Raw genomic sequence first — 8,604 nt, forward strand, 5'->3', positions numbered from 1 at the left:
AGATGTGTATAAGAGACAGCCATCTACCTGAGGAGTTAAATTACGACGTATTGAATCATCCCATCGTGAAATTTCAGCAGTCAAAACTAGCGCTGATGATGTTGAAATTTCTTTTAAATTGTCAAAGTTAACTTTAGCCAACTTATAAGCTTTTTTAGGCATATTACCATCACCGAAAAAAGACTTGTTTGTTGTTAGCTTTCGAATAGCATTAAGATGCTGAACGGTGACATCAAAATGACTTGAAAAATTCATAATTTCAGGCAATGTTATCACTAAACCTCGACGATTCTTACTCGAAGCATGTCTAACATTTAACCCTAAATCTTTTTCTTCATCCACCCACTTATTTACTCTTAGCCATTCTGGCTCATTGAATTCAATAACTAGATCAGAAGCTGGAAGCTTACGTTGGCTACGATGAAATAACGACCGTCTAACATCTCTTTCTCTCTGCTTTTCTGTTATTTTTTTCATTTGTTTTCAATAAGCCAAAGGCCCAGAGGGCTAAGTAATAAACGCACAAGATTGTATATATGAAATGCCTACAAATCAAGACACTGTAAGTCCCAACTCATCTCATAGTAAGCAATGCCTGTTACAAATCCTCCCCGTAGCCCATTTACATCCCGTTTAAATCCATTTAAAAGCGTTTAACGCCTTTTCACCCACACGGTTGCACCAGAAACTCATTCAATCGCTTAGCTTGAGATACAGGGGCTTTACTCTGCAGTCAGGAAATCACCCAGTATCTGATAGATCTGCTCTGTATCTTCATCTGAAACACCCAACCAGGGACGGGCGGGAATGGCGGCATTTTGTGGGCGCATATCGGAAGTACCACCGAAATGGTGGATAGCACCGTATTCATAAGGAGTACCAAATGTTATGCCGGTTCGCCAAGCATTGTAATTCAGCTCACGCCCGAGGTGCTGATTCAGCACAAGGATCAGGCTTTGGTTCTTTTTCTTCCGCTTCTTGTAGCCTTCACTCAGTGGTTGCCATGGCTGACCATCTGGTGATTCCTGCTTAGCCCACCGTTCATTATGGCTAAGAAGCAGCATCTCTCCGATATCCTGAAAGGCAGGTTCAAGGTTTTGCCCACGCGTTAACAGCTCGTTAATGCGTTCACGGATATGCTCAATGCCATCTAACCGAATTGAATAGTTAACCCCCACCATTAAATCAGTCCTTCTTTGCGGGCCTGTGTTAGCAAGTCTTCATCAACAGCAGCAAATACGGCTTCCCATAATTCACCGATATAGTCAGCCTCCTGACCTCTCGCCTGACGCTCTAACGTGTCTAGCTGGCGCAGCGATTCAATAGTTAAAGACTGTTTAAACAGTGTTTCCGCTTGTTCCAGTTTGTCCATCTGGCTTTCTCCCTCATCTGATTACAGTGTACCAGCCTTTTCGACCACCTCACTAATGAACCGGTGAGCCTCTGGCAACGCCTGATTCAATGCCTGGGGTGATAACAACCACGCCGCAAAGTGCTCGGCAAACCATTCATCATCATTCCGGCCACCATAGCGAGTCAGTGAAGCCCGGCCTTTCAATTCTGACGGTAGTGCTGGGCTTCCGGCTTTAAAATAGACCTGATGGCCCATTTCATGCGCCCATGTAGCAAACACCCGCGCTGGGTTGCCTTGGGCTTGGTTTGCGGCAGCTGAAAACGACCACAGACGATCTGCTGTTTTGCCTAGCGGCACCGCTTCGGCAAGTGATTCTGTCAGCGTGGCAATATCAATTTTGTTCAGGTTATCGGCGGCTTTGGCTTTGACCACCACATGGTTCCAGCTGCGGGAAGTAAAGCCATTGGTGCGGCTGGGCCGTCGATTGGTATAGTTCCAGTGAGAAAGCTCCGCCCCGCTTTGCAGGTACTCTTCTATCTCACTCCCCAGCGCACGCCCTTTGCAACTGCCGTTGATTTCACCGGCCTTTAGAACCAGGGTTTTTATGTCATGCTGCTTGAGCACCTGTTCAAAGGCTGCTACCTGCGGGCTATCCAGCTCGGCCAGTAATACACTTATCCCTTTGGCATCGACACCTTTAATGGTCGAAAATGCATGATCAACAACCCGAGGGGTTAACCGCTCTTCCAGTGGCGGCTTCTTATCCACTATCTGCTTGGTCTTCTCGGTTAACTGGGCGCTACTCTTCGGGGTGTAATCAAAACCAGGATCAATCCCTTTCGGTACGTTATGCACCTCCCCCGTTACTTTATCCACCCATTCATAAGTGTCTACTTTCGGGGCTTGATTCGCTACTTCTAGCCCTAAGCGCTTTAAATCACGCTCACTGGCTGTGAACTTCTTGCACTTACAACCATAACCATTAATCGGGGTGTGGGTATCCCACCACGGGTCGTCGAGTGGCAATACTAGGTTATTCCAAGAAAGGTGCTCGTGACGGGGATGCTCTGCCCCTGAGTGTTTATATATGCCATACGGGCGGCGGCTTTTCACTTGTTCTATTTGCTGCTCACGCCCTGCGGTGTATGACTGCCGAATATTGGTTTCATAAATGACTTGAGCGCGCCAGCCTGGGCTGCCTGTATGTTCCCAGCCATGCTTTTGAACAATGTCGTTAAACTGACTTTTAAACCAACCTAACGACTTGCCATCCGCAATGGCCGTATCGACCGCCTGGCGAAAATCACTCAATAGATCAGTTTTCATTGCCCCAGCAACCATAAAGCCCCGGTCGTGGGCATTCTTCCACACATCGGCCCAACGCTCAGAAGGTACATTGGCTTTATTACGGAAATAGGCGATCTGCTGTTTAAACGGCAGGCTACCGTATTGAACTGGCATTATTTGCCGTCCGTTACATCACTGATACCAGCCAGCTCGGCGGCGGCCATCGCTTGTGCCATCACCTCGCCCAACTCTTCGGTGCTGATCACTCCTTGTAGTTGCAAGATACTTTCGCGCAGTTCGGGCAGGCTGGTCGCACTCTCAACCAGTTCACGGACTGGCGCAAACATGTTGGCCATTAATCCACCAGCTTCTTGCTGCAGCCGCTCGGCTTGCAGGTCGGCGGTATCTGGCTTATTGGCCTGTGCCTTCAGAACTGCCAGCCCCTTGAGTTCCGCTTGTGATTTAGGATCGGGTTGCTGAACCGAACCCAGAATCGCTTCACCGTCTTTGGCTTGCGGAATTTGGGTTTTATCGTGCGCCCATTCCAGCGGTATTCGCATCCCAAGCCCTACTAAGCCAGGCAAGGCGGTCGATAACATTTGGATGTCTTCGGCTTCGGTGAGATCAAATTCAAAGCGAGGAATACGGTGGCGATTGCGATAGCTTTTGCCATTTAAGGCATACAACGGGAACACTAAATCGCGGGTTAAGGTGGCGGCGATACGTTTAAGGTCGAAATCTCGGATTTCTTCGCGCACTTCGTTATGCACGTTACCTAGTGCATTGGTGCTGGTTTTGCCGTCGGCCTGACTGGTGAGGGTGCCGCCCAAAATGGCTTTAGACTGGGATTTTTCACACCAGTTGACCATTGCCATGAAGGGATCGCTGGCCCCATCGGCGGCATTCTGAAAATCGATATCCATGCCTTTGGGGATAATGCCACCCGCATTATGACCAATCGACATGACTGCCCGTAGTAAAGTGGATTTCTCCCGCTCGGTCGCCCCTTCTGGGTATTTTCCTAACCGAATGGGTAAGCCGTAAATTTCTAAGAATTCGGCTAAATCACGAATACTGTAGTTTTTGAATAAGAACGGCCATGCCAGTACCCGCACCAGACCACGGCGGCTTAGATAACCTGACTTGGCTTTGGCTGTGTGAGATATCCAGCCGAACGGATTCAGCTCGGCCCCTTCATGGCTGCCATTGCGCAGGCGTAGCTGGTTGCGGTTATCGGGATGAGTTTGAAACCACGATGGATCACGGTGGTCGTAGCCACTGACGCTGTGCATACCCTCTATTATTTCCCATTTCAGTTCGAGATTTGAAAAGGTTTTGAGGGTGGCATCGGCCATATCAAACAAGGCATCTTCTAGCCAAGTTGCATCTTCGAGTAGTTCTTGCAGCATGTCTGCATCGCGCTGTTCTTGTGCTGTGGCATTGCGTGGCGGGCGAATGTTCCAATCGATATTGAGCAGGGCCATTTTGCGTTTTGCCAGCTCTGACTGAATATGGGCGTCTTTCTCTTCCATGTCTTCAGCTAGCTCGCACTGGGCAATTAAATCGCCGTCTTCGGCGCGTTTCATGATGCCTGCTAGTTTCGCGGGGGTAAGCCCTGATGATGGATGCCCGGCAAAGTGGCGTTTAAGCTGGATTAAACGGGAATCGGCTTCGGTTTGTTGCTCATCCAGGTCTGCCGTTTCAATAGGACGGCCCCATAAATCTACAATTGGTGATGTCGCCATGTGGCAGTTCCTTTTTAATAACAGCCAGATTAATAACAACCCTGATCGAAGGCATGCCCTTGTTCATGCAACAGATCATCGTCTTCGGTTAGTTCGCCTTTGGCAGGTAGTGGTGTAAATTCAATCGCGGCCCCGTCCATCCAGCTGGCACGAATGGCCATCGCCAAACCCACAGCAAAGTCACCGTGACGCTGTTTGCCGTCTTGGCCTTTGCTTTTTCCTTTGTCGATTTTGGGAACGCCGTTGATCACCTGAATATGGCTGAGGTCGTCTTTAATATCTTCATGTCGGGGTAAATCGAGATTCAAATCTTCAAATTCGGCTTTTAGCTTTGGCATCCACTCGCGATACCACGGATCGTTGAGCGAAACCTGATCGACCATTTCTGTGCCGTATTTGAGTGCGGCAGATTCTGCTAAATAGCCGCCGTTACCTGTGGCATCGAAGGCCATTCCGCGTTTACGGGGCAGCGCTTCCAATAAGAAATGCAAGATTTGTCGCTGACCTTCATAGGTCATGTTGCGCAGCTCAACCACGAACGGGACGTATTTGCTGAGGTTGGGTCGAATCCCTAACGGTACGAAGATGGACAAATCCCCTTTGCGGGCGAAATCTTCTCCGAACGAGTGCGAGTGACTGGTATCGAGTTTATCCAACTCCGGCTTTAAGACACGTTTACACCAATCATCAACATGCGCTTTACGCTGACCGTCACTCCATTCCATAAAGCCTTTGGGGGCTTCGATGGTCAAAATATTAGGGCCGTGCTTCATCGCGGAATCAATCAGTACAGAAGGAATATACTGACCACTGGATGCCTTTGGCACACAGTAATACTCTTCTAGGGCATCATCTTCGGTGGCGGTATCGTTGAGCAGGTTGGCTTTCCATTCGTCTTCTTTTTGTTGCGACCACTCAATTTTTTGGATCTGGCAAATACGCTGATAAAGCCCTTCGGTACAGGCATCATCAAGGGTGATGGTGTGAACGCTATAGCGTTTTTTTCCTGCCCGTGAATCGTTAATCAGTGAGTTAAACAGGTTGCTCACGCCATTGTGGGTGCTAATTAAACGCACCTTTGCGCCCCACATGGTCAGTGCAAGTGCCGCTTTCAGTACTTCCGCTAGACGATCATGAAACGCGGCTTCATCAATGATAACGGTGCCTTGCATGCCCCGTAGGTTAGATGGGTTGGAGCTGAGTGCCTGAACTTTAAAGCCAGAATCGAAGTAGACGACAAAGGTTAAAATGTCTTTGTCTTCATTGGTGAGCACTTCTTCTTGTACTTCACTGGCAACTTTATTGAATGCCTTGGCCCACATGGCGACAGCATCGATGAACTCTCGCGCCATCTCTTTATTAGAACCAACATAAAACACGTTGCTGCCGCCTTCCCCTTTGGCGGTGCCTGCCGTTAGTGATGAATCGGCGGCTTCGGCAAAGGTTAAGCCAGTACGGCGGGATTTCTCGGCAATCTTTAATACCGATTTATCTTCCATCCAACGTTTCTGATAGCCCAGCAGTAACTCATTAGGGTCGAACGCATGAATAACAGCTTCAGTAACATGGTTCAGCTCTGGTCGAAATACTTCGGTCATTAGACTATCCCCAGTATTTCTTTTTTGATGCTGGATACTGTTTCGGCGGTCATTCCGGCTTTTTTGGCGACGGTTTCTGCTACCTTGGCCGCTTCATCTGCAAAGGCTTTACGGATTTCTTTTTCGCGCTTGTGGCTAGACATCGCGGCACTTTCAAGACGTTGGGCGGCGAGCATGGCATCTTTGATCATGCCGATATCGACTTCGCCGTCCTTTTCATTGGCGTTCATCATGGCTTTGAACAGTTGGGTGCGGCCAATTTCAAGGATGAGTTTGGATACTTCGCCTGTCGGTTTATCGCCAAGCTGGGCCACCAGCGCTTGTGAGACTTCACGTACATCACGCAGGTCTTTACCAATGGCTTCCATACGAGATGAGTAACGATTTAAACCGCTACGGCTCGGTTTCAAATCTTCGGGTAAGCCTTGTTGTTCAATGTATTCATTCACGGCCTGCAGCACTTCTTGCTGGCTGTTTTTTCCATCACGCAGCAAGCCATCGAGCAGTTGTTTTACATCATCAGGCAACAAGTCTATTTTGCTGCGACGGCCACGGGTGGGGTTATCTGTTTTATCCGTCATCATTATTCCCCTGGTCGTGGCTTCTTAATTCCCGATACCTTTGCTCGACCACTTGCCACATCTTCACCCCGCCCCGTTAAGGTCGCGATGTAAGTGGAACCGAGCTTTTCAAGTGTGATTAACCCTAGTTCACTCAACCATTCCAGCTCTGCCCGCAGTGCGTCTCGGCTAATATCTAAGCCATAGCGATCTAGGCCATCTTGAATAATTGATTCATTCAAATCATATCCAGGTACTTCAGACAGCAAACGCAAAATAACAAGCCGCTGGTGCTCGCGCAGAATTTGAGTAATCGCCATTATTTTTGCTCCTTTCTAAATTCGTTTTCGTACAGCATGGCGAGACGGTTTTCGATATTGCTTATCGAGTTTAAAATCGCTTCGTTTTGGGTGCTCACCTTGACTAATCGGCGGTCGGTTTCGTGCCAATCGTCTTTCGATGGCGCTGCTGCGATCGCTTTTTCTACATCGGCTACACGTTCTTCCAGCTTTTTTTGCTCTGCCTTTGTCGCGAAGCGGTTAGAGAGCCAGGCAAACACACCCGCCCCCGCGAGACCACCCGCCACTACCACAATCGGCCACCATGTTTTTATTAGTTCACCGTCCATATTTACCTTTCTTTTCTTTACCCATATTTTCTATCACTGTCTCGCACGGCACGCATCGCACGGCCTCTGGCGTTTTTTCTATTCGCCTTGGATCTATCTTGCTTGTACAACCTAAGCAATAACGCCCCGATTCATCTTCGTCTGGTATTTCCACCGGCTTACGCTGCCGCCGGATGCAATCAGCTATGTAGGCATCGGTTTCAGTAGCAGCGCAGTCGATGAGATCGGTCATGACGCAATTCCCATTGTTTTTTCTTTGTAGCGCGAGCCCATGTAAGTCGCAGCCAAGCCAATCAGAAAACCAGCAATGACCATATCGGGTTTGGGGTTGCTGATAACGTAATAGCTCGCGGAACAGGCACTAATGAGCGCTAAAAGTGGCCGTGTTAACGCGACGAACCAATGACTGGATTTATCACCAGCACGGATCGTCTGCTGTCCGGATTCGAATATGGTTTCTTCGTGCTCTAGCTGGCGTGCTTCGCGTTCGGCTTCAATTTTTGCCAGTTCGACCTGCACCTTACCCATGCGTTCTAGCTCTTGTGGCGATAGCTTATTCAGCTCGTTGACCACGTGCTTTTGCTTCACTTCAAACGGGGCGATGGACTTGTCGATCTGCTCAATTTTGTTGGCCATTCGCACCGCAGTTTCGCTGGCACTGTCGCCAAACATTCCACCGACGGTTTTGATCAATGTCGGCCCGGCAGAGAGCAGTGTTTTTGCTAGTCCGAAAATAGTGAGTGGGTCCATTACTGCGGTACTCCTAATAATGAATGTTGTGTGCCAGCAACAGCTATGCGCTGGTTATTTCCAGCTGCCATTCCTTACCACCTAAGAAGGTCATCATTTTGTTGAATGCCTCGGTCGAGTTCATTACTGCCCACTCACCATAACTGACGCCAAAGTGTGTGCCTGGTGCGAGGCAGCCTTGCAGTTCATTGGCTCGGTTGGCTTTGTGGAATAAACAGTGAGTACGTAGGCTTGGCCCATAACGGGTGACACCTAACGTCGGAGCTTCGAGGGCGTAGCAGCTGCCAAATTTCGGACTTTGATGCGGGATGAGTTTGTAATTACCTTTGGGCACGCAAGAGATGCTGGGCTTGTTGTTATCCCATTCACGCTCGACGATGCAGCACAGCTGTTCGCCATCTTGGGTATGGAGTGTTGAATAGGTGCCGTAAGGAAAATAACGGCGTTTGAGATATAGTTTGTCCATGTGCATCCCCGCAATCTGATTTAAAAATCGTTTTGATTACGTTGATGTTAGAACTGAAATAGGGTTACAAGGATTGGAAGAGTTTCCAGATAAATCAGAAGATTAAATAGATATTTCGAAAAGGATTATGGCAGCTTTCAGGCAAAAATAAAGCCCATTCAACGGGCTTCGGAATAATAATAAAATCAAAACGCACCTACTTAGGAAACAATAGAT

General features: G+C 48.6%; 12 protein-coding genes. All 12 read right to left on the bottom strand.

Annotated features, from left to right (window positions below):
• A partial coding sequence (locus ASV53_RS26520; RefSeq protein WP_141226286.1) for a hypothetical protein occupies positions 1-477 on the bottom strand: 477 nt, incomplete at its 3' end.
• Positions 478-722: 245 nt separating this feature from the next.
• Complete coding sequence (locus tag ASV53_RS20915; protein WP_094958526.1) at positions 723-1,181, bottom strand: phage virion morphogenesis protein; 459 nt, start codon at positions 1,179-1,181, stop codon at positions 723-725.
• The gene (locus ASV53_RS20920) at positions 1,181-1,372 is read right to left on the bottom strand and encodes a hypothetical protein (RefSeq protein ID WP_094958527.1); all 192 of its coding nucleotides are present in this window, start codon (positions 1,370-1,372) and stop codon (positions 1,181-1,183) included. The genes ASV53_RS20915 and ASV53_RS20920 overlap by 1 nt, the downstream gene beginning before the upstream one ends.
• A 21-nt stretch (positions 1,373-1,393) precedes the next feature.
• A complete protein-coding gene (locus tag ASV53_RS20925; RefSeq protein ID WP_094958528.1) occupies positions 1,394-2,815 on the bottom strand; it encodes a phage minor head protein in 1,422 nt (473 codons plus the stop codon).
• Positions 2,815-4,386, bottom strand: a complete 1,572-nt coding sequence (locus ASV53_RS20930; protein ID WP_094958529.1) for a DUF935 domain-containing protein — start codon at positions 4,384-4,386, stop codon at positions 2,815-2,817. Before ASV53_RS20930 ends, ASV53_RS20925 begins: the two co-directional genes overlap by 1 nt.
• 29 nt (positions 4,387-4,415) lie before the next feature.
• Positions 4,416-5,984, bottom strand: coding sequence for a terminase large subunit domain-containing protein (locus tag ASV53_RS20935; RefSeq protein WP_094958530.1), 1,569 nt, complete (start codon positions 5,982-5,984; stop codon positions 4,416-4,418).
• On the bottom strand, positions 5,984-6,568 hold the full coding sequence (locus ASV53_RS20940; protein WP_239928872.1) for a DUF3486 family protein: 585 nt from the start codon (positions 6,566-6,568) through the stop codon (positions 5,984-5,986). The genes ASV53_RS20935 and ASV53_RS20940 overlap by 1 nt, the downstream gene beginning before the upstream one ends.
• Positions 6,568-6,864, bottom strand: coding sequence for a VpaChn25_0724 family phage protein (locus ASV53_RS20945; protein WP_094958532.1), 297 nt, complete (start codon positions 6,862-6,864; stop codon positions 6,568-6,570). The genes ASV53_RS20940 and ASV53_RS20945 overlap by 1 nt, the downstream gene beginning before the upstream one ends.
• Positions 6,864-7,172, bottom strand: a complete 309-nt coding sequence (locus tag ASV53_RS20950; RefSeq protein ID WP_094958533.1) for a DUF2730 family protein — start codon at positions 7,170-7,172, stop codon at positions 6,864-6,866. Before ASV53_RS20950 ends, ASV53_RS20945 begins: the two co-directional genes overlap by 1 nt.
• Positions 7,162-7,404, bottom strand: a complete 243-nt coding sequence (locus tag ASV53_RS20955; protein ID WP_094958534.1) for a hypothetical protein — start codon at positions 7,402-7,404, stop codon at positions 7,162-7,164. Before ASV53_RS20955 ends, ASV53_RS20950 begins: the two co-directional genes overlap by 11 nt.
• The gene (locus ASV53_RS20960; RefSeq protein ID WP_094958535.1) at positions 7,401-7,922 is read right to left on the bottom strand and encodes a hypothetical protein; all 522 of its coding nucleotides are present in this window, start codon (positions 7,920-7,922) and stop codon (positions 7,401-7,403) included. The genes ASV53_RS20955 and ASV53_RS20960 overlap by 4 nt, the downstream gene beginning before the upstream one ends.
• A gap of 43 nt (positions 7,923-7,965) precedes the next feature.
• Complete coding sequence (locus tag ASV53_RS20965) at positions 7,966-8,388, bottom strand: DUF5675 family protein (protein WP_094958536.1); 423 nt, start codon at positions 8,386-8,388, stop codon at positions 7,966-7,968.
• Positions 8,389-8,604 lie beyond the last annotated feature (216 nt).

This window comes from Photobacterium sanguinicancri, from assembly GCF_002265265.1.
GTDB classification, from domain to species: domain Bacteria; phylum Pseudomonadota; class Gammaproteobacteria; order Enterobacterales; family Vibrionaceae; genus Photobacterium; species Photobacterium sanguinicancri.

What these genes read in the sequence shown, in the direction of transcription:
- ASV53_RS20915 (WP_094958526.1), bottom strand. Translation starts at nt 1,181, where the DNA reads ATGGTGGGGGTTAACTATTCAATTCGGTTAGATGGCATTGAGCATATC.
- ASV53_RS20920 (WP_094958527.1), bottom strand. Translation starts at nt 1,372, where the DNA reads ATGGACAAACTGGAACAAGCGGAAACACTGTTTAAACAGTCTTTAACT.
- ASV53_RS20925 (WP_094958528.1), bottom strand. Translation starts at nt 2,815, where the DNA reads ATGCCAGTTCAATACGGTAGCCTGCCGTTTAAACAGCAGATCGCCTAT.
- ASV53_RS20930 (WP_094958529.1), bottom strand. Translation starts at nt 4,386, where the DNA reads ATGGCGACATCACCAATTGTAGATTTATGGGGCCGTCCTATTGAAACG.
- ASV53_RS20935 (WP_094958530.1), bottom strand. Translation starts at nt 5,984, where the DNA reads ATGACCGAAGTATTTCGACCAGAGCTGAACCATGTTACTGAAGCTGTT.
- ASV53_RS20940 (WP_239928872.1), bottom strand. Translation starts at nt 6,568, where the DNA reads ATGATGACGGATAAAACAGATAACCCCACCCGTGGCCGTCGCAGCAAA.
- ASV53_RS20945 (WP_094958532.1), bottom strand. Translation starts at nt 6,864, where the DNA reads ATGGCGATTACTCAAATTCTGCGCGAGCACCAGCGGCTTGTTATTTTG.
- ASV53_RS20950 (WP_094958533.1), bottom strand. Translation starts at nt 7,172, where the DNA reads ATGGACGGTGAACTAATAAAAACATGGTGGCCGATTGTGGTAGTGGCG.
- ASV53_RS20955 (WP_094958534.1), bottom strand. Translation starts at nt 7,404, where the DNA reads ATGACCGATCTCATCGACTGCGCTGCTACTGAAACCGATGCCTACATA.
- ASV53_RS20960 (WP_094958535.1), bottom strand. Translation starts at nt 7,922, where the DNA reads ATGGACCCACTCACTATTTTCGGACTAGCAAAAACACTGCTCTCTGCC.
- ASV53_RS20965 (WP_094958536.1), bottom strand. Translation starts at nt 8,388, where the DNA reads ATGGACAAACTATATCTCAAACGCCGTTATTTTCCTTACGGCACCTAT.